Below are 19,300 nucleotides of genomic sequence, written 5' to 3'. Positions count from 1 at the left end.
GGGACCGAGGCGCTTTCATCATGAAGATCCACAAGTACGACACCGTCATCGTCGGCGCCGGCGGGGCCGGTATGCGCGCGGCCATCGAGTCGACGAAGCGCAGCCGCACCGCCGTGCTGACGAAGCTCTACCCGACCCGCTCCCACACCGGCGCTGCCCAGGGCGGCATGGCCGCGGCCCTCGCCAACGTCGAGGAGGACAACTGGGAGTGGCACACCTTCGACACGATCAAGGGCGGCGACTACCTGGTCGACCAGGACGCCGCCGAGATCCTGGCGAAGGAGGCCATCGACGCGGTCCTCGACCTGGAGAAGATGGGCCTGCCGTTCAACCGGACGCCCGCCGGGGAGATCGACCAGCGCCGCTTCGGCGGCCACTCGCGCAACCACGGTGAGGCCCCGGTCCGCCGTGCGTGCTACGCCGCGGACCGCACCGGCCACATGATCCTCCAGACCCTCTACCAGAACTGCGTCAAGGAGGGTGTGGAGTTCTTCAACGAGTTCTACGTCCTGGACCAGCTGCTGGTCGAGGTGGACGGCGTCAAGACCTCCGCGGGCGTCGTGGCCTACGAGCTGGCGACCGGCGAGATCCACGTCTTCCAGTCGAAGTCCGTGATCTACGCGTCCGGCGGCACCGGCAAGTTCTTCAAGGTCACCTCGAACGCACACACCCTGACCGGTGACGGCCAGGCCGCCTGCTACCGCCGCGGTCTGCCCCTGGAGGACATGGAGTTCTTCCAGTTCCACCCGACGGGCATCTGGCGCATGGGCATCCTGCTGACGGAGGGCGCCCGTGGTGAGGGCGGCATCCTCCGCAACAAGGACGGCGAGCGCTTCATGGAGAAGTACGCGCCGGTCATGAAGGACCTCGCGTCCCGTGACGTCGTCTCCCGCTCCATCTACACGGAGATCCGGGAGGGCCGCGGCTGCGGACCCGCCGGTGACCACGTGTACCTCGACCTGACGCACCTCCCGCCGGAGCAGCTGGACGCCAAGCTCCCGGACATCACGGAGTTCGCGCGTACGTACCTGGGCATCGAGCCGTACACGGACCCGATCCCGATCCAGCCCACCGCGCACTACGCCATGGGCGGCATCCCGACCAACGTCCAGGGTGAGGTCCTCGCGGACAACACCACGGTCGTGCCCGGCCTGTACGCGGCCGGCGAGGTCGCGTGCGTCTCGGTGCACGGCGCCAACCGCCTGGGCACCAACTCGCTGCTCGACATCAACGTCTTCGGGCGCAGGTCGGGCATCGCGGCCGCCGAGTACGCGGCGAAGAACGGCTACGCCGAGCTTCCCGAGAACCCTGCGGCGCAGGTCGAGGCCCAGGTCGAGCGGTTGCGTGACGCCACAGGCACCGAGCGGGTCTCCGTGCTGCGCACGGAGCTCCAGGAGTGCATGGACGCCAATGTGATGGTGTTCCGCACCGAGCAGACGATCAAGACGGCCGTCGAGAAGATCGCCGAGCTGCGCGAGCGCTATCTGAACGTGTCGGTCCAGGACAAGGGCCGCCGCTTCAACACCGACCTCCTCGAAGCGATCGAGCTGGGCAACCTGCTGGACCTCGCCGAGGTCATGGCGACGTCCGCCCTGGCGCGCAAGGAGTCCCGCGGCGGTCACTACCGCGAGGACTTCCCGAACCGCGACGACGTCAACTTCATGCGCCACACCATGGCGTACCGCGAGGTGGGCGACGACGGCTCCGAGTCGATCCGGCTCGACTACAAGCCGGTCGTCCAGACCCGCTACCAGCCGATGGAGCGTAAGTACTGATGGCTACCCCGACCATGGACAAAGCCGAAGCGGCCGGCAAGCCGGAGGCCGGCTTCGCCGACACCCCGTTCATCACGGCCACCTTCCGGATCCGCCGGTTCAACCCGGAGATCTCGGACGAGGCGCAGTGGCAGGACTTCGCGGTCGAGATCGACCCGAAGGAGCGTGTGCTCGACGCCCTCCACAAGATCAAGTGGGAGCTCGACGGCACGCTGACCTTCCGCCGCTCGTGCGCACACGGGGTCTGCGGTTCGGACGCGATGCGGATCAACGGCAAGAACAGGCTCGCCTGCAAGACGCTGATCAAGGACATCAACCCTGAGAAGCCGATCCTGATCGAGGCCATCAAGGGCCTCACGGTCCTCAAGGACCTCGTGGTCGACATGGACCCGTTCTTCCAGGCGTACCGCGACGTGATGCCCTTCCTCATCACCAGCGGCAACGAGCCGACGCGCGAGCGTCTGCAGTCCGCCGAGGACCGCGAGCGGTTCGACGACACCACGAAGTGCATCCTGTGCGCCGCGTGCACGTCGTCCTGCCCGGTGTTCTGGAACGACGGCCAGTACTTCGGCCCGGCCGCGATCGTCAACGCGCACCGCTTCATCTTCGACTCGCGTGACGAGGGCGGCGAGCAGCGCCTGGAGATCCTCAACGACAAGGACGGCGTGTGGCGTTGCCGCACCACGTTCAACTGCACGGACGCCTGCCCGCGCGGTATCGAGGTCACGAAGGCGATCCAGGAAGTGAAGCGCGCACTCATCACCCGCCGCTTCTGACCTTTCGGCCACCCTTTCAGGCCACTTCACGAGGGCCCCGTTCTCCCGGTTTCCGGGCGGCGGGGCCCTCGTGCATTTCCGGGTGCATCCGCGCCCGGGCAACCGTATTGAACATGTTCAAAAGAAGGTCTAGAGTCCATGACATCAGCTTTTGAACGCGTTCAAAGGAGGGTGGGGCATGGACCTCACAGTTGTCGCGTACGTCATCTACCTGGTCATCAGCGTCGCGCTGACCGTCTGGGTGGCCCGGACGCTCAGCCACCACGGGCGGGTCTTCCTCGCCGATGTACTCAAGGGGAACGAGAAGCTCGCCGAGGCCGTCAACCACCTGCTGGTGGTGGGGTTCTACCTGGTCAACCTGGGCTTTGTGGCCCTGTATCTCCAGGACGGCAGCACCGTCACCGACGCCAGGGGGATCTTCGAGGCGCTGTCGACGAAGCTCGGCGTCGTCCTGCTCGTCCTCGGCGCGATGCACCTCGGCAACGTCTACGCACTCAACAAGTTCCGCCGGCGCGGCATCATGGAGCGCGAGCAGACTCCGCCGGTCCCGCCGCAGGGCTGGGTCGCGCCGACTGCCGGGGCCTGAACCGCGATGAGCGACACCGCCGTCAGGAGACTGACCGTGCTGTACGACGCCCAGTGCCCGCTCTGCGTCCATCTGCGCCACTGGCTGCTCGGGCAACGCCAGCTCGTACCGCTCGACCTGGTACCGGCCGCGTCCGCCGCGGCCGTGGAGCGGTTCCCCGGCCTCGACCACGGAAGCACCCTGGAGGAGATCACCGTGATCGGCGACCAGGGCCAGATCTACCGGGGACCGGCCGCCTGGATCGTCTGCCTGTGGGCGCTCGCCGCCCACCGGCCCAAGGCGTACTGGCTGGCCACCCCGGCGGGCGCGCCCTTCGTCAGGGCCGCGATGCTCACGGCGGCCAAGTACCGCGACGTCACAGCGCCGCCCTGCGGCGAGCGGTGCGCGGTCCCCGGTTAGGCTCAGGCACCGTGACTGATGTGAAGCCTGCCAAGAGCGAGCAGACCCGGACGCTCATCCTCGAAACCGCGCTCCGGCTCTTCCAGGAGCGCGGTTACGACAAGACGACGATGCGGGTCATCGCCCGGGAGGCCGGTGTCTCCGTCGGGAACGCGTACTACTACTTCGCCGGCAAGGAACACCTGATCCAGGGGTTCTACGACCGCATCGGCGCGGAGCACCGGGCGGCGGTGCGCCACGTGCTCGACCACGAGACCGATCTGGAGAAGCGGCTCGCGGGGGTGCTGACGGCCTGGCTCGATGTCGCGGCGCCCTACCACGAGTTCGCCGCACAGTTTTTCAAGAACGCGGCCGACCCCGAGAGCCCGCTCAGCCCCTTCTCGGTGGAGTCGGAGTCCGCACGCGAGACGGCCATCTCGATCCACCGTGAGGTGCTGGCGGGCGCCAAGGCCAAGATCCCCGGCGAACTGGCCGACGTACTCCCGGAGTTGATGTGGCTGTCCCAGATGGGACTGGTCCTGTACTGGGTCTTCGACCGGTCGCCCGAGCGGGAACGCAGCAGGCGGCTCGCCGGGCGCGGGGCCCGGCTCACCACCAGGGGCATCGCGCTGGCCCGCTTCAAGGCGCTGCGCCCGCTGGTCCACGAGGTGCACGAGCTGTTCACGGACTTCCTGCCGGGCATGGCCGAAACGGCGACGGCCCGCAAACGGTCCTGACCGGCGGGGCCACCCGCTCCCCCGCCGCGCGGCCCCGCAGGCCCGCTATGCAGTCCCGCAGGCCCGCTACAGCCAGCCGAGTTCCCAGATCCGCCAGACGCCCGTCCCGTCGGACAGGTACTGCCCGCCCGAGACGTCGTCGCTGGTCAGTACGTAGTCCTTGCGCTGCCAGAGCGGGATCAGCGGCACGTCCTGCGCGACGTCGTCCTGCAGCGCCTTGAAGTCGTCGGCGGTCCTGCCCCGGTCGGTGTACTGCTGGGTGCGGCCGATCAGCCGGTCGACGTCCTTGCTGCTGTAGCCGTTGTAGAGGCTGTTGCCGGTGCCGACCAGCGGCTGCGCGTAGTTGTCGGCGTCCGGGTAGTCCGCGATCCAGCCGACGGCGTACGCGTCGAACTTGCCGAGCCGGTAGTCGTCCTGGAACTTCGTCCAGTCCGTCATTCCCTTGAGCTTCACCTTGAAGAGGCCGCCCTTCTCCAGCTGCGTCTTCAGCGTCCGGGCCTCGTCGTCGGTGACGTTCGTGCTGGAGTACGCGTAGGTGAAGGTCACCGGGGTCTGCACACCGGCCAGCTGGAGCAGCTGCCTGGCCGCCGCCACATCGACCTTCGGGTAGGCGTCGAAGAACGCGGTGTTGTGACCGGTGAACCCCTGCGGGATCAGCGAGTAGAGCGGTTCGACCGTGCCGTTGTAGACCTTCTCGGACAGCTGGGCGCGGTCGACCAGATCGGCCGCGGCCCGCCGCACCCTGGTGTCCGCGAGCGCGGAGTTCTTGCGGACGTTGAAGACCAGGTTGCGGACCTCGCTGCCGGTCGACTCGGTGACCTGCGCGTCGGGGTCACTGGGCGAGAGCGTCGCCAGCGTCGCGGGGGTCATCACCCGGTGCGCGACGTCGATGTCCTTGCGCTTCCAGGCGGCGTCGAGCTGGGCGGGCTGCTTGAAGTAGCGGATCTCGATCGGTACGCCGGTCTTCTTGATGACGCCCTTGTACTTCGGGTTCGGTTCCAGGAGGGCGCTGACGCCGCTCCTGTAGGACTTCAGCACGTACGGCCCGGAGCCCACGACCGTACTGCCCTTGCGCCCCTTGTTCGCCGGGTACGCGGTGTGGTCGACGATGGCACCGCCGCCCGTCGCGATCTTCGAGGCGAAGGTGGCGTCGCGGGACTTGAGGTGGAAGACGACCTTGTTGCCCGACGCGTCGACGTTCTTGAGCGTGGGGTACAGCGGCGCGGGGCCGTTCCCCTTCATGCGCAGGACGCGGTTGAAGGAGAACGCCGCGTCCTCCGCCGTGACCTTGTGGCCGTTCGAGAACGTCAGGTCGTCACGCATGGTGCAGCTGAAGGTACGCAGCGCGTCATCGGTGAATTCACAGCTGCTCGCCGCATCGGGGACCGGGGTGGAGGAACCGACGTTGAACGACATCAGCGACTGGTAGAGCGAGCTGTAGAGGGCCCACGAACCGGCGTCGTACGCCTGGGCCGGGTCCAGGGAGGAGACGACGTCGGTGGTTCCGATGACGATCGGCTTCTTCTTCCCGCCGCCGTCCGACAGCAGCTGCCAGGCACCGACACCGGCACACACCAGAACGACGCATATGACCAGAATCCGCATGCGGATCGAACGCATTGTGCTGTTCCCCTCAACCCACCCTGTGGACGCGCGGACCGGCGCGCGTCAGACCCAAGTCGGCGCCAACCCAACCACACGACATTCACAAGTGGAAGAGAAAATCTTCACGTGGGCCAAGTTGTTAGGCAACCTTCATAAGGGGCCGTCGCACGCCTCCGGCCTGCATGTCCGCGCTCCGGAAGGGCTCAGGGAAGGGCTCAGGGAAGGCCCGGAAAAGGGCTCGGGAAGGGTTCGGGAAAGGGCTCCGGAAAGGGATACGTGCCGCGGAGCGCACCCCCCTCGGCAGGCCGCACAGCAGGGGTCACATACTGGCAGGAACGCCCCCCACCGGCTTCGAAGGACGACGACCCATGAAACTCAACCGCACCGCCTCCTGGTTCCTGACAGCGTTCGGCGTGTGGTCGTGGGTGGTCTGGGTCACCTTTGCGAAGAACCTCTTCAAGGACGCGAGCGGCCTCGCGTTCGACGGCGGCAAGCCCACGGCCTATCTGTGGATCCACCTGACGCTGGCCATTGTCTCGTTCATCCTGGGCACGGTCATCGGCGCGATCGGCCTCCGGGGCGTCCGCGCCCACCGCCGCGCCGCCCAGTAGGGACGGCCCAGCAGGGGCGACTGCGCCCGGGGCCACAGCCGCGGCCCGGCGGCAGCCCGGCGGGCCACCCCGCACTGTCGGTCCACCGTGGCCTGCCTGTACTTTCACCACCGTGCCTGCCGTTGAGAAGACCGCGAAAAGGACCGTACTGACGGTCATAGCCGCCGCGTTGCTGCCCGCCCTCTGCGCCGTGCCCGCGTCGGCCGCGACCACGACGGGCCCGAAACCCTCCGCCGCCGAGTCCGCGAATACCGCCAAGTCGCCGGAGAGCTCCGAAACTTCGAAGTCCTCCGAGCACTCGAAGAGCCCGGGGAAGACCTCTGGGCCCTCGAAGCCCGCACGGTCGCAGATCGGCGGTGCACGTCTCGGCCGTACCGGCACCCAGGTGCAACTCGGCCCCGGCGCACCCGTGTTGCCGAAGGACCTCTCCGGGGAGTCCTGGATCGTCGCCGACGCCGAGTCCGGTGATGTCCTCGCCTCGCACGACGCGCACCGGAGACTGGCCCCGGCCTCCACGCTCAAGATGCTGCTCGCGGACACGCTCCTGCCGAAGTTCCCGGCGACCGAGACCCACAAGGTGCTGCCGTCCGACCTCGCGGGCATGGGCGAGGGAAGCAGCCTGGTCGGCATCAAGGAGAACCTCACCTACACCGTCCACGACCTGTGGCTCGGGGTGTTCCTGCGCTCCGGGAACGACGCGGTGCATGTGCTGTCCGCGATGAACGACGGCGTGCCGAAGACCGTCCGCGACATGCAGGCACACGCCGACGACCTCCAGGCGCTCGACACCCATGTGGTGTCGCCCGACGGGTACGACGAGCCGGGCCAGGTCTCCAGCGCGTACGACCTGACGCTCTTCGCCCGCAGCGGCCTGCAGAAGAAGGACTTCCGCACCTACTGCTCGACTGCGACCGCGCAGTTCCCCGGCATGAAGAAGAAGGGCAAGAAGCGCGAGACCTTCGGGATCCAGAACACCAACCGCCTGCTGACCGGCGCCGACGGCGTCACCCAGTACAAGGGCATCGCGGGTGTGAAGAACGGCAACACCACGCACGCCGGCGCCACCTACACGGCGGTCGCCGAGCGCGACGGTCATGTGCTCCTCGTCACCGTGATGAAGCCCAGCTCGACCGAGAGCCAGGCGGTCTACAAGGAGGCGGCGCGGCTGCTCGACTGGGGCTTCGCCTCGGAGGGCAAGGTCACGCCGGTCGGTGAGCTGGTCGCTCCGGCCAGTTCCGCGGCCGGGTCCGGCGGGAAGGCGAAGAGCGGCGGAGCCACGCAGGACGGCAAGGACGGCGCCGGTGCCACCGGGAAGGACAAGGCCTCCGCGCCGGCCGCCGCGTCGCAGAAGGGCGGCTCCAGCGGGGTGGGCACGGCCCTGGCGATCAGTGCAGGGGCGTTGCTCCTGTTGGCGGCCGCGGTGTTCCTGGTGAACCGGCGCTGGCCGCTGCCGGGTCTGGTACGACGTTCTCCACGTCGCTGATCTCTTCCTCGTCGGCGTGCGCGGTCGCGGTCCAGGCCGCGCAGTAGAGCAGCAGCTTCACGGTGAAGCTGATCCACAGCAGCAGCGCGACGGGCACGCCGAAGGCGCCGTACATGCTCTTCGAAGCGACGCCCCGCATATAGCCGCTGAGCAGCAGCTTGAGCAGTTCGAAGCCGAGGGCGCCGATCAGCCCCGCCGTGATCAGCCTGCGGCGGGGAGGCTCGACGCCGGGCAGCAGCGTCAGTACGTACAGGAGCACCAGGAAGTCCGCGAGGACGGCCAGCGCCAACGCCACGCCCTGGAGGAGCGCGCCGCCCCAGCCGGTGTCCTCGATGCCGAGCTGCCCGGCCGTCCAGCTGACCGCGCTCGAACCGACGGCTGACGCGCCGGCCGAGACGAGCACGGCACCGCCCGTCCCGAACAGGATCACGCCGTCCTTGAGCTTGCGCACGACGGCGTTGCCCTGGTCCGCGTTGTCGAGTTCCCACACCGCGCGCAGGCAGTCCCGCATCGAGCCGATCCAGCCGATCCCGGTGAAGAGCAGCAGCGCCCCGGCGACGACGCCGACCGTGCCCGCGTTCTGTACCAGCGTGTTGAGGTCCAGCTGATCGGAGATGCCGGGCACCTGGCGGGTGAGCGCGTCCTGCATGGCGTGCAGTTGGGACGGGCTGAGCAGGGCGGCGCCGATCGCGGCGGCGACGGTGATCAGCGGGAAGAGTGCCAGGAAACTGACGAAGGTGATCGCGGCCGCGAGCCTGCTCCAGTGCACCCGGCCGAGGGTCTCGTACGCGCGCCAGGCATGCGTACGCATCAGCCGGGCCACCCAGGGCCCGATAGCGGGGAGCTTCGTCAGCCAGTCCATGGCGTACGCCTACCCTCGGAGCGGAATACCAGCCTCCGTGTCCCCCAGAAGCGCAGGCAGGTGCCGAGTGCCATGCCGACGACCGCCCCGGAGACGGTGTCAGCGCGCGCGGACGTCAGCCCGAGGCCGTAGTGCGACACGGCCAGGCAGAGCAACTGGACGGCCGCACCCGCGACGTTCACCCCGAAGAAGACGGTGTACCCGCGCCAGCCGACCCGCCGCCCCCGGTACGTGCCGAAGGCGTTGCCGAGATAGGCGACCGTGCAGCCGGCCAGGAAGGACACCGACTTGGAGCTGATCGGGCCCCAGCCGGCGCCGCCGCGCAGCCAGACGAAGAGACCGAGGTCGGCGGCGTACGCGCAGATCCCGGCGAGCGCGAAACCAGCGATCTCACGGCGGCTGATGGCCACGGCCGGCCCTCCCGTATCGCCTCTCATCCGTCACTGGTCACCCTTCGCCCGCCGCCGCCCTCACAGTTGGGCGACCGCGAGGCCGTACATGGCGATCCAGACGACGCCGATCACGGCGAGCGCGCGGTCGCCCAGGATGACGTCCTCCGGGGCGCCGGCGGTGCCGCGGTCGGCGAAGACCGCGTACCGGAGGATGGACAGGATGAACGGGACCATCGACAGCTGCCGCCAGGGCAGCAGTCCGGCGCCGGGCGGGCCACTGCTCTCCATGGCCCAGAGGCAGTAGGCGAGCACGGCGACACCGGCGGCCAGCTGCCAGACGAAACGCAGATATCCGGTGGTGTACTCGGAGAGCAGCGCGCGGGTCCGTCCGTCGCCCTCCATCTGGACGGCTTCGGAGTAGCGCTTGGCGCCGACCATGAACAGCGCGCCGAACCCGGCGGTGATCAGGAACCAGCGCGAGAGCGGGATACCGAGCGCCACCCCGCCGATCATCGCGCGCATCAGGAATCCGGTGGTCACCACGGTCAGGTCGATGACCAGGACATGCTTCAGACTGATGCAGTAGGCGAGTTGCATGGCGATGTACGCGGAGAGCAGCGCGGCCGTCATGTCGTTGCAGAGGACGACAGCGGTGGCGGTGGTCGCCACGGCGAGCAGCGCTCCCGCGGCGTACGCGACGGGGACGGGCACCTGCCCCGCCGCCACCGGGCGCCGGCACTTGACCGGGTGGGCCCGGTCGGCCTCGGCGTCCCGGGCGTCGTTGACCAGGTACACGGCGGACGACGCGGCCGTGAACAGCACGAATATGAGCCCCAGTTGGGCGACCGCGCCCCGGGAGAGCGGTTCACCGGCGGCGGCGGGCGCGGCGGCGACCAGGACGTTCTTGACCCATTGACGGGGGCGGGCGGTCCTGAGCAGTCCCAGCGGCAGCGCGAGCATCCCGTGACCGCCGCTGTACCCGTCGCCTCGTCCGTCGCCGCGCTCGTCGCCGGGAACAGCGAGCGGCGGGGGTCTCGGCGGCCCCTGGGGGGCGGCACCGCGCTCGGGCAGCGGGGGGAGCTGGGTGATCCGGGAAACGTCGGAGAGAGGGGAAACGTCAGAGAGATCGGACATGGGTGCCTCGCATCCATTTCGCGCCGAGCCCGGCGGTGACCCCGCCGAGCAGGGCGCCGGCGGCGACATCGGTCGGGTAGTGGACGCCTGCGACCAGCCGGGACACACACATCGCGGCGGCGAGGGGCGTGACGAGAAGGCGGCCGGCCGGGCGCAGCGCGCCGAAGGCGACCGCTGCGGCCACCGCCGACGCGGCGTGCGAGCTGGGGAAGGAGTGCCGGCCCGCGGTGCGTACGAGGGGGAGCCGGGCGGCGAGCCGGGGGCGGGGGCGGCGCACCACCCGTTTGATGCCCATGCTCGCGAGATGGGCCGTGCCGATCAGCGCGGTGGCCCGCAGCCAGGCGGCGCGCCGCTCGCGGTCGGCGACCGCGCCGGTGATCCCGGCGGCGAGCCAGAGCGCACCGTGTTCACCGCTGAGGGAGAGGACGCGCGCGGCGCCGCCCACCCGTCGATCCGTACCGAAGTCGCGCATCGCCGACAGAAGCCGGCGATCGGTTCCTATGGACCGCGCTGCCGCTATGGACCGCGCTGTTCCCACGGGCCGCGCCGCGTCTATGGACCGCACTGCTTCTCTGGACCGCACTGATCCTGTGGATCGCACTCCCTCACTCCTCTCCGCTGCTCTGTGCACGGCTCTGCTGGTCTGTGCTGCTCCACGCTGCTCTGTGCACGGCCCTCGCCACGGACGGGAAGGCTCTTATATGACATTGCCCGATAATCACGGCCATACTGGTTGACACTCCCTCAATCACCCATTTCCCCGCGTATTCGGGCGATACGGTCTACTCCATGTCTGCCGAAACCACCGCGTCACTGCGCGGCACCACGCCCGTGAGCACGGCGGGCCCCGTGATTCCGGTGCGCTCCGCGAGTCCGGTGCGTTCCCTGCGTGCCATGAGTTCCGTGGGCTCGGTGACGGGCTGGGGCCGCACCGCCCCGTCGACGTCGCTGCTGGTCCGCCCGCGTACGTACGAGGAGGCGGTGGCAGCGGTGCTCGGATGCGGGGCGCGCGGCTCGATCCCCCGCGGCCTGGGCCGGGCGTACGGCGACGCCGCGCAGAACGCGGGCGGCGCGGTGCTCGACATGACCGGCCTCGACCGGATCCGCTCCATCGACGCGGACGCCGGGGTCGTGGTCTGCGACGCGGGGGTGAGCCTGCACCGGCTGATGGAGGTGCTGCTGCCGCTGGGCTGGTTCGTGCCGGTGACCCCGGGCACCAGATACGTCACGGTGGGCGGCGCGATCGGTGCCGACATCCACGGCAAGAACCACCATGTGTCGGGCTCCTTCTCCCGCCATGTGCGCTCGCTGGAGCTGCTGACGGCGGACGGCACCGTGCACACGACCGTCCCCGGCACCGCGCTCTTCGACGCGACGTCCGGCGGGATGGGACTGACCGGCGCCATCCTCAGCGCCACGGTCCAACTCCTGCCGGTGCGGACGTCCTTGATGTCGGTGGACACCGAGCGGGCCACGGACCTCGACGACCTGATGGCCCGTCTCACGGCCACCGACCACCGCTACCGCTACTCGGTGGCCTGGATCGACCTGCTGGCACGGGGCGCAGCCACCGGGCGCTCGGTCCTGACCCGGGGCGACCACGCGCCGCTGGACGCGCTCCCCGCACGCCTGCGGCGCGCACCGCTGGCCTTCCGCCCCGCCACACTCCCCGCGCCCCCGCCCTTCATCCCGGAGGGACTGCTGGGCCGCACCTCCGTCTCGCTCTTCAACGAACTCTGGTACCGCAAGGCGCCACGGCTGCGGACCGGGCAGATCCAGCGGCTCGCCACCTTCTTCCACCCGCTCGACGGGGTCCCGCACTGGAACCGGATCTACGGGCGCGGCGGCTTCGTCCAGTACCAGTTCGCCGTCGGGTACGGGCAGGAGGAGACCCTTCGCCGGATCGTCCGGCGCATCTCCCGGCGCGGCTGCCCCTCGTTCCTGGCGGTGCTGAAGCGCTTCGGCGAGGCCGACCCGGGCTGGCTCTCGTTCCCGGTGCCGGGGTGGACGCTCGCTCTGGACATCCCGGCGAACCTCGGCGGACTCGGGGCGTTCCTCGACACCCTGGACGAGGAGGTGGCGGAGGCGGGCGGCCGTGTCTACCTGGCGAAGGACTCCCGGCTCCGCCCGGATCTGCTGGCCGCGATGTACCCCCGGCTTGCGGACTTCCGGGCGCTGCGCGCCGAACTGGACCCGGGCGCGGTCTTCACTTCGGACCTCGCCCGCCGCCTCGGCCTCTGACGGGCCGCGCCCGCCCGGGAGGAGACCGCTCCCGGCCGGCACCCCCGCTCCCCATCCCGTTCCCCTCCCGATTCCCCAAACCCCCGACCCCGAGGAAGCAGCCATGAAAGACGCTTTCGGTGCCCCCCAGTCCCTGCTGATCCTCGGAGGTACGTCCGAGATCGCGCTCGCCACGGCCCGCCGCCTGGTGACCCGCCGCACCCGGACGGTCTGGCTGGCCGGACGCCCCTCCCCCGCGCTCGAAGCGGCCGCCGCCCACGTCCGCACCCTGGGCGCGGAGGTCCGTACGGCCGCCTTCGACGCCCTGGACCCGGACTCCCACGAGGAGACACTGGGCAAGGTGTTCGCGGAGGGCGACATCGACATGGTGCTGCTGGCCTTCGGCCTGCTGGGCGATCAGGCCCGCGACGAGAGCGCCCCGCTGTCGGCGGTCCGGGTCGCGCAGACCAACTACACCGGGGCGGTCTCCGCGGGCCTGATCTGCGCCAAGGCGCTCCAGGGGCAGGGCCACGGTTCGCTGGTGGTGCTCTCGTCGGTGGCCGGCGAGCGCGCCCGCAGGGCCAACTTCATCTACGGGTCGAGCAAGGCGGGCCTCGACGCCTTCGCCCAGGGGCTCGGCGACGCGCTGCACGGGACCGGCGTCCATGTGATGGTGGTGCGCCCCGGCTTCGTACGCTCGAAGATGACGGCCGGGCTGGAGGAGGCTCCCCTGGCCACCACGCCGGAGGCGGTGGCACTGGCCATCGAGACGGGGCTGCGCCGCCGGTCGGAGACCGTCTGGGTGCCGGGCACCCTGCGGGTGGTGATGTCGGCCCTGCGGCACGTCCCGCGGCCACTGTTCAGGCGGCTCCCGGTCTGATCCGGGGGCCCCGTCTGGTCCAGGGACTCCCGGTCCGGTCCGGTCCAACCCAACCCAACCCAACCCAACCCAACCCAATCCGGTCCGGTCCGGTCGAGAGGGTCGAGAGGGTCTAGGGCAGGGACGGCGCCGTGGGTGCTTCGCGGGACACGCTCGGTCCGGGGACGACGCCGCCCCCGCCGCCGAACGCGTACTCGCGCAGCTTCCGCCACACGCCGTCCGCCCCCTGCTCGTACAGCGCGAAGGAGCCGCAGGTCCACGTCGCCTCGAAAGCGGCGAGCGCCTCGTACGCCCGGTCCATCTCCTCGTCGGAGATGGCGTGCGCGACCGTCACATGCGGGTGATACGGGAACTGGAGCTCGCGCACCAGCGGCCCCGAAGGGTCCCTGATCTGCTGCTGGAGCCAGGAACAGGCCGAACCACCCGTCACGACCTGGACGAAGACGACCGGCGAGAGCGGCCGGAACGTTCCCGTCCCGAACAGCCGCATGGGGAAGGCCCGGTTCGCTGCCGCGACCGAGGCGAGATGGGCCTCGATCGCCGGCAGGGACGCGGAGTCGGCCTCCGTGGGCGGGACAAGAGTGACGTGGGTCGGGATGCCGTGCGCGGCCGAGTCCCCGAAGCCCGCGCGCTGCTCCTGGAGCAGGCTGCCGTACGGCTCCGGGACCGCGATCGAAACGCCGAGCGTTACGGTCCCCACGTCGTTCTCCTCCGCTGTCGGATGCTTACGGATGCCTGCCCGACCATTATGCGAGCAGTGTGGCGGCCCCCCGTCCGCCTGGCCAGAGTCCAAGGTCACAGACCCCGGGTCAGTGCTTGGCGGGCAGGAACCCCAACCGCTCGTACGCCTGGGCCAGGGTCTCGGCGGCGACCGTACGGGCCTTCTCCGCACCCTTGGCGAGGAGGGAGTCCAGCGTCTCCGGGTCGTCCAGATACTCCTGGGTGCGGGTCCTGAACGGTGTGACGAAGTCGGCGACGATCTCGGCGAGGTCGGTCTTGAGCGCGCCGTACATCTTGCCCTCGTACTGCTGTTCCAGGTCGGCGATGCTCGTGCCGGTGAGCGTCGAGTTGATGGTCAGCAGGTTCGACACGCCGGGCTTCGCCACCGGGTCGTAGCGGATCACCGTGTCGGTGTCGGTCACCGCGCTCTTGACCTTCTTCACCGAGACCTTCGGCTCGTCGAGCAGGCTGATCAGGCCCTTGGGCGAGGCCGCCGACTTGCTCATCTTGGCCGAGGGGTCCTGGAGGTCGTAGATCTTTGCCGTCTCCTTGAGGATGTACGGCTCCGGAACCGTGAAGGTCGTACCGAACCGGCTGTTGAACCGGTCGGCGAGGTCGCGGGTCAGCTCGACGTGCTGGCGCTGGTCCTCACCGACGGGTACCTGGTTGGCCTGGTAGAGCAGGATGTCGGCGACCTGGAGGATCGGATACGTGAAGAGGCCGACGGTCGCACGGTCGGCGCCCTGCTTGGCCGACTTGTCCTTGAACTGGGTCATCCGGCTGGCCTCGCCGAACCCGGCCAGGCAGTTCATGACCCAGCCGAGCTGGGCGTGCTCGGGCACATGGCTCTGCACGAAGAGCGTGCAGCGCTCGGGGTCGAGGCCGGACGCGAGGAGCTGGGCGGCCGCGAGCCGGGTGTTGGCCCGCAACTCGGCGGGGTCCTGCGGGACGGTGATCGCGTGCAGGTCAACGACCATGTAGTACGCGTCGTGCGACTCCTGCAGGGCTACCCACTGGCGCACGGCGCCGAGGTAGTTGCCGAGGTGGAACGAGCCTGACGTGGGCTGGATCCCGGAGAGCACCCGGGGACGGTCTGAGGCCATGTACAGCATTCTCTCAGGTGCGGAACCGATCTCCGTCGCGCGGTGTATGAAAGATGTGAGAACGCGGGAGGGGAGCCACGTCGCGGTTGCCGACGGGGCCACAGACGGAGACACGACGACAGCCACTGCTACGGCTACGGCTACGGCTACGGCTACGGGGACAGCCTCGGCGAGAGCCACGGGGGCAGCCCCACACACGGACACGGCCATAGCCATAGGCGGAGCCACGGGCTCGGCGGCGGGTGAGGCCGGCGTGATCGCGCGTGTGCGGGCGGGAGATGCCCAGGCGTACGCCGTACTGGTGCATGCGTACACAGGAATCGCACTGCGCGCGGCGGCTGCCTTCGGGGCCGGTCCGGACGCGGAGGACGTGGTGCAGTCGGCCTTCTTCAAGGCCTACCGGGCACTGGACCACTTCAAGCCGGGCGCGTCGTTCCGCCCCTGGCTGCTGCGGATCGTCATGAACGAGACACGGAACACCCTGCGCTCGGCGGTCCGGCAACGGTCCGCGGCAGGACGTGAGGCCGCCCTGGCAGAGGCCGAGCCGCTGATACCGGAGTCGGCGGATCCTGCGGTGGCCGCGCTGCGGAAGGAGCGCAGGGCGCTGTTGCTGGCGGCGCTGGACCGGCTGAGCACCGAGCAGCGGCTGGCTGTGACGTACCGCTATCTGCTGGAGATGGACGAGGCGGAGACAGCGGAGGCGCTGGGCTGGCCACGCGGCACGGTGAAGTCACGGCTGAACCGCGCCTTGAAGAAGCTGAGCAAACTGCTTCCGCCGCCGGACGGCAGTCAGTCGCCGGAGTCGGACGAGGGCGGGACCACGAGGGCTACGAGTGCTACGAGTGCTACGAGGACCACGAGCAGTGTGAAGGGTGAGGCAGGACATGCGCGGTAAGGGCGAGTGGGGTAGGCGCGAGCACCCCCGGCGTGATCCGGATCCACGGCTCCCTGCAGAGCTGCGGGCCCTGGGCCGCGCGCTCGACGGCGAGGGCTGGAGCGGAGAGCGGGGCGGGCCGGCCGGGCTGGTCGAGCCGGCTGGGCCGCCAGGCTCGGAGCCGTGGTCGACGTCGGGGTGGCCCGCGTCGGAGTGGGGGTCGGGATCAGGGTCAGGGCCAGAGTCCGGGTCTGGGTCTGGGCCTGAGTCCGGGTCCGGGTCCGGGTCCGGGCAGTCGATGGCCGAACGGGTGCTGGCGCAGATCCTGGCCGAGGGGATGCCGGCTCCTACCGAGGACCCGGCACGGTCTCCGGAGCCGGGCCGGTTCGAACGGGCCCGCGCCTGGGCGCGCAACCGGCTCGACTGGTTCGAGGGATGTGGCGGGGCGGACACCGACGGAATCGACGTGCGGTACACCCCTGCGCCGCATGCCCACCCGGCACGCCGGTCCACAAGGTTTCTTCCTGCCCGCCGTGGCCGACGATAGGAATGAGCACACGATGACCCGAACACCGTAGGACCCGCGCCCGTATGGCCCGTACGCCGTAAAAGCCGTACGCCCTAAGAACGGAGAACCCGTGTCAGTTACGGAAACATCGATCTCCTCCGCCGAAGCGCACAGCGCGCACAACTACCATCCGCTGCCCGTTGTAGTCGCATCTGCGGACGGCGCATGGATGACCGATGTCGAGGGGCGCCGCTACCTCGACATGCTCGCCGGTTACTCGGCGCTCAACTTCGGTCATGGGAACCGCCGGTTGATCGACGCCGCCAAGGCCCAGCTGGAGCGGGTCACGCTCACCTCCCGGGCCTTCCACCACGACCGGTTCGCCGACTTCTCCACTCAGCTCGCCGAACTGTGCGGCATGGAGATGGTGCTGCCGATGAACACCGGGGCCGAGGCGGTCGAGACCGCGGTGAAGACCGCCCGCAAGTGGGGATACAAGGTCAAGGGCGTACCGGACGGACAGGCGAAGATCGTCGTCGCGGAGAACAACTTCCACGGCCGGACGACCACGATCGTCAGCTTCTCGACGGACGCCGAGGCCAGAGCGGACTTCGGCCCGTACACCCCCGGTTTCGAGATCGTGCCGTACGGGGATCTGGCCGCCCTGGAAGCAGCGTTCGACGCCAACACCGTGGCCGTGCTGCTCGAACCCATCCAGGGCGAGGCGGGGGTGCTGGTGCCACCGGCCGGCTATCTGCCGGGCGTACGGGAACTGACGCGCGCCAGGAACGTGCTGTTCATCGCCGACGAGATCCAGTCCGGGCTCGGCAGGACCGGGAAGACCTTCGCCTGTGAGCACGAGGGTGTCGTGCCGGACATGTACGTCCTGGGCAAGGCGCTCGGCGGCGGGGTGGTGCCGGTGTCGGCGGTCGTCTCGTCGGCGGAGGTGCTCGGTGTCTTCCGGCCCGGCGAGCACGGATCCACCTTCGGTGGAAACCCGCTGGCGTGCGCCGTCGCCCTGGAGGTCATCGCGATGCTGCGGACCGGCGACTTCCAGCAGCGGGCGACCGAGCTGGGTGATCATCTCCACCGTGAACTGGGGCTGTTGGTGGGGAGCGGGGCGGTGGATGCCGTGCGCGGACGGGGGCTGTGGGCCGGGGTGGACATCGCCCCGGCGCTCGGCACCGGCCGGGAGATCTCGGAGAAGCTGATGGATCTCGGAGTGCTGGTGAAGGACACCCATGGATCCACCATCCGGATCGCCCCGCCGCTGGTGATCAGTAAGGAGGATCTGGACTGGGGGCTCACCCAGCTCCGGAGCGTGCTGAACATCTGAGGCGGCGGCCCGGCTGCTACAGGATGATGTGGGGCAGGAAGCGGGCGTACTCGTCCGTCACCGGCCCCGCTGACTCCCGGATACCGAGCCCCGCCGCTTCGTCCTCGACGACCCAGGCGCCGAGCACCACCCGGTTGCCGTCGAAGTCGGGCAGCGGGGCCAACTCCTGGTAGCAGCAAGCCTCGTCGGCCCGAACGCCGACGGCACCACTGGCCCCGGAACCGCCAGCAGCCCCGGAACCACCACGGGCACCACCACCATCAGCACCGGCACCATGGCCCGGCCCCGGCCCCGGACCCGCGCCCGCGCTCGGCTCGTGGAGCAGGACCCCCGCGCCCTCGCGGCCGAGCAGGGGCTTGGAGACGTACCCCTTCGACAGGGCGAGTTCGCGCGGTCCGTCCAGGTAGGCGGGCAGCAGATTCGGGTGCCCGGGGTACAGCTCCCAGACCACGGCGAGCAGTGCCTTGTTGGAGAGGAGCATCTTCCAGGCGGGCTCTATCCAGCAGGTGGAGCCGGTGGAACCGCCGTTGTCGAGCGTGTCCAGGACGTGCGGACCGAAGCTGTCCGTCGTCAGCCATTCCCAGGGGTAGAGCTTGAAACAACTGCGGATGAAGCGCATCCGCTCGTCGACGAACCGCCCGGACAGCGGGTCCCAGCCGATCCGTTCCACCGAGAGGGCCTCGGTCTCGATCCCTGCCTGCTGGGCGGTCTCCCGCAGATAGGCGGCCGTCATCAGATCCTCGCCGAGTTGGTCGGCTTCGGAGTGCACGAAGTGCAGGGGGCCCGGCGGCAGTAGCGGGGCCTGCCGTTTCCAGGCGGCGACGAGGCGTTCGTGCAGGGAGTTCCACTGGTCGGCGTCCGGGAAGCGGTCCTCCATCCAGAACCACTGGGGGCTGGCGGCCTCCACCAGGGAGGTGGGGGTGTCGGCGTTGTATTCCAGCATTTTCGCCGGACCGCTGCCGTCGTACCGGAGGTCGAATCGTGCGTAGACGGACGGCAGTTCGTCCCGTCGGCGCCAGGATTCGCCGACCAGCCGGGCCAGCCGGGGATCGGTGATGCCGAGCTCCGCGAAGCGGTCGTGGTCGACGATGTGGGCGGCTGCTGCCAGACACATCGTGTGCAGTTCTTCGACCACCTCCTCCAGCGCCTCGACCTCGGAAAGGGAGAACGAGTAGTACGCGCTCTCGTCCCAGTACGGGCGCAGGGAATCGTCGGGATAGCGGGTCAGTGGATAGACCAGACCCTGCTCCTCGACGATCTGCTGCCAGCCGGGGCGCGGTTCTGTGGTGTGCCGCTGCATGATGTCCGCCTGTTCCCGTT

The 19,300-nt window shown here is 69.6% G+C and carries 18 protein-coding genes and 1 pseudogene; 11 read left to right on the top strand and 8 right to left on the bottom strand.

Annotated features, from left to right (window positions below):
- Window positions 1–20 precede the first annotated feature (20 nt).
- The 5 genes from sdhA to OHB13_RS22900 all read left to right on the top strand — a co-directional run bounded on the left by sdhA (window position 21) and on the right by OHB13_RS22900 (window position 4,252).
- Entirely contained in the window at window positions 21–1,775 is a 1,755-nt protein-coding gene (gene sdhA / locus OHB13_RS22920) for a succinate dehydrogenase flavoprotein subunit (RefSeq protein WP_266854068.1), read from the top strand.
- The gene (locus OHB13_RS22915; protein WP_164258566.1) at window positions 1,775–2,551 is read left to right on the top strand and encodes a succinate dehydrogenase iron-sulfur subunit; all 777 of its coding nucleotides are present in this window, start codon (window positions 1,775–1,777) and stop codon (window positions 2,549–2,551) included. Before sdhA ends, OHB13_RS22915 begins: the two co-directional genes overlap by 1 nt.
- Window positions 2,552–2,729: 178 nt before the next feature.
- The gene (locus tag OHB13_RS22910) at window positions 2,730–3,137 is read left to right on the top strand and encodes a hypothetical protein (RefSeq protein WP_266854072.1); all 408 of its coding nucleotides are present in this window, start codon (window positions 2,730–2,732) and stop codon (window positions 3,135–3,137) included.
- 6 nt (window positions 3,138–3,143) lie between these two features.
- Window positions 3,144–3,536: a thiol-disulfide oxidoreductase DCC family protein gene (locus OHB13_RS22905; protein WP_328378328.1), complete on the top strand. Its 393-nt coding sequence runs from the start codon at window positions 3,144–3,146 to the stop codon at window positions 3,534–3,536.
- On the top strand, window positions 3,506–4,252 hold the full coding sequence (locus OHB13_RS22900) for a TetR/AcrR family transcriptional regulator (protein ID WP_405945315.1): 747 nt from the start codon (window positions 3,506–3,508) through the stop codon (window positions 4,250–4,252). Before OHB13_RS22905 ends, OHB13_RS22900 begins: the two co-directional genes overlap by 31 nt.
- A gap of 66 nt (window positions 4,253–4,318) precedes the next feature.
- Here the strand turns inward: OHB13_RS22900 and OHB13_RS22895 are convergent, their stop codons facing one another.
- Window positions 4,319–5,872 (bottom strand): ABC transporter substrate-binding protein, encoded by a 1,554-nt coding sequence (locus OHB13_RS22895; protein ID WP_328378326.1) that lies wholly within the window; start codon window positions 5,870–5,872, stop codon window positions 4,319–4,321.
- A gap of 353 nt (window positions 5,873–6,225) precedes the next feature.
- On the opposite strand from OHB13_RS22895, the gene OHB13_RS22890 reads away from it, so the two are divergent.
- Complete coding sequence (locus tag OHB13_RS22890) at window positions 6,226–6,468, top strand: SCO4848 family membrane protein (RefSeq protein ID WP_266854080.1); 243 nt, start codon at window positions 6,226–6,228, stop codon at window positions 6,466–6,468.
- Between the two features lie 112 nt (window positions 6,469–6,580).
- The gene (locus tag OHB13_RS22885) at window positions 6,581–7,951 is read left to right on the top strand and encodes a D-alanyl-D-alanine carboxypeptidase family protein (RefSeq protein ID WP_328378325.1); all 1,371 of its coding nucleotides are present in this window, start codon (window positions 6,581–6,583) and stop codon (window positions 7,949–7,951) included.
- Here OHB13_RS22885 and OHB13_RS22880 read toward each other — a convergent pair.
- From OHB13_RS22880 to OHB13_RS22865, 4 genes are all read right to left on the bottom strand, one after another.
- A complete protein-coding gene (locus tag OHB13_RS22880; RefSeq protein ID WP_328378324.1) occupies window positions 7,854–8,813 on the bottom strand; it encodes a YihY/virulence factor BrkB family protein in 960 nt (319 codons plus the stop codon). The genes OHB13_RS22885 and OHB13_RS22880 overlap by 98 nt on opposite strands.
- The gene (locus OHB13_RS22875; RefSeq protein ID WP_328378323.1) at window positions 8,801–9,250 is read right to left on the bottom strand and encodes a GtrA family protein; all 450 of its coding nucleotides are present in this window, start codon (window positions 9,248–9,250) and stop codon (window positions 8,801–8,803) included. The genes OHB13_RS22880 and OHB13_RS22875 overlap by 13 nt, the downstream gene beginning before the upstream one ends.
- A gap of 33 nt (window positions 9,251–9,283) precedes the next feature.
- A complete protein-coding gene (locus tag OHB13_RS22870) occupies window positions 9,284–10,165 on the bottom strand; it encodes a decaprenyl-phosphate phosphoribosyltransferase (protein ID WP_328380372.1) in 882 nt (293 codons plus the stop codon).
- A gap of 157 nt (window positions 10,166–10,322) precedes the next feature.
- On the bottom strand, window positions 10,323–10,811 hold the full coding sequence (locus OHB13_RS22865) for a phosphatase PAP2 family protein (protein WP_328378322.1): 489 nt from the start codon (window positions 10,809–10,811) through the stop codon (window positions 10,323–10,325).
- A gap of 422 nt (window positions 10,812–11,233) precedes the next feature.
- On the opposite strand from OHB13_RS22865, the gene OHB13_RS22860 reads away from it, so the two are divergent.
- The gene (locus OHB13_RS22860; protein ID WP_328380371.1) at window positions 11,234–12,580 is read left to right on the top strand and encodes an FAD-binding oxidoreductase; all 1,347 of its coding nucleotides are present in this window, start codon (window positions 11,234–11,236) and stop codon (window positions 12,578–12,580) included.
- 103 nt (window positions 12,581–12,683) lie between these two features.
- Window positions 12,684–13,439, top strand: a complete 756-nt coding sequence (locus tag OHB13_RS22855; protein ID WP_328378321.1) for a decaprenylphospho-beta-D-erythro-pentofuranosid-2-ulose 2-reductase — start codon at window positions 12,684–12,686, stop codon at window positions 13,437–13,439.
- Between the two features lie 112 nt (window positions 13,440–13,551).
- Here the strand turns inward: OHB13_RS22855 and OHB13_RS22850 are convergent, their stop codons facing one another.
- Both OHB13_RS22850 and trpS read right to left on the bottom strand, forming a co-directional pair.
- Window positions 13,552–14,139 carry a 2'-5' RNA ligase family protein gene (locus OHB13_RS22850; protein WP_266854094.1) on the bottom strand — a complete coding sequence of 196 codons (588 nt, stop codon included), beginning with the start codon at window positions 14,137–14,139 and terminating at the stop codon, window positions 13,552–13,554.
- Between the two features lie 109 nt (window positions 14,140–14,248).
- The gene (gene trpS, locus OHB13_RS22845; protein WP_266854096.1) at window positions 14,249–15,262 is read right to left on the bottom strand and encodes a tryptophan--tRNA ligase; all 1,014 of its coding nucleotides are present in this window, start codon (window positions 15,260–15,262) and stop codon (window positions 14,249–14,251) included.
- A 253-nt stretch (window positions 15,263–15,515) separates the two neighbouring features.
- On the opposite strand from trpS, the pseudogene OHB13_RS22840 reads away from it, so the two are divergent.
- Window positions 15,516–16,064, top strand: a pseudogene (locus OHB13_RS22840) (RNA polymerase sigma factor); the annotation flags it as partial.
- Between the two features lie 710 nt (window positions 16,065–16,774).
- Window positions 16,775–17,980: an ornithine--oxo-acid transaminase gene (gene rocD, locus OHB13_RS22835; RefSeq protein WP_328378319.1), complete on the top strand. Its 1,206-nt coding sequence runs from the start codon at window positions 16,775–16,777 to the stop codon at window positions 17,978–17,980.
- A gap of 16 nt (window positions 17,981–17,996) precedes the next feature.
- Here the strand turns inward: rocD and OHB13_RS22830 are convergent, their stop codons facing one another.
- Window positions 17,997–19,280, bottom strand: a complete 1,284-nt coding sequence (locus OHB13_RS22830) for a glutathionylspermidine synthase family protein (protein WP_328378318.1) — start codon at window positions 19,278–19,280, stop codon at window positions 17,997–17,999.
- Window positions 19,281–19,300 lie beyond the last annotated feature (20 nt).

Origin of the sequence: Streptomyces sp. NBC_00440 (assembly GCF_036014215.1) — a bacterium.
In the GTDB taxonomy this organism is placed as follows: domain Bacteria; phylum Actinomycetota; class Actinomycetes; order Streptomycetales; family Streptomycetaceae; genus Streptomyces.
Note: the sequence above shows the minus strand (reverse complement) of the source record. Positions and strands in the feature narration are given on the sequence as shown.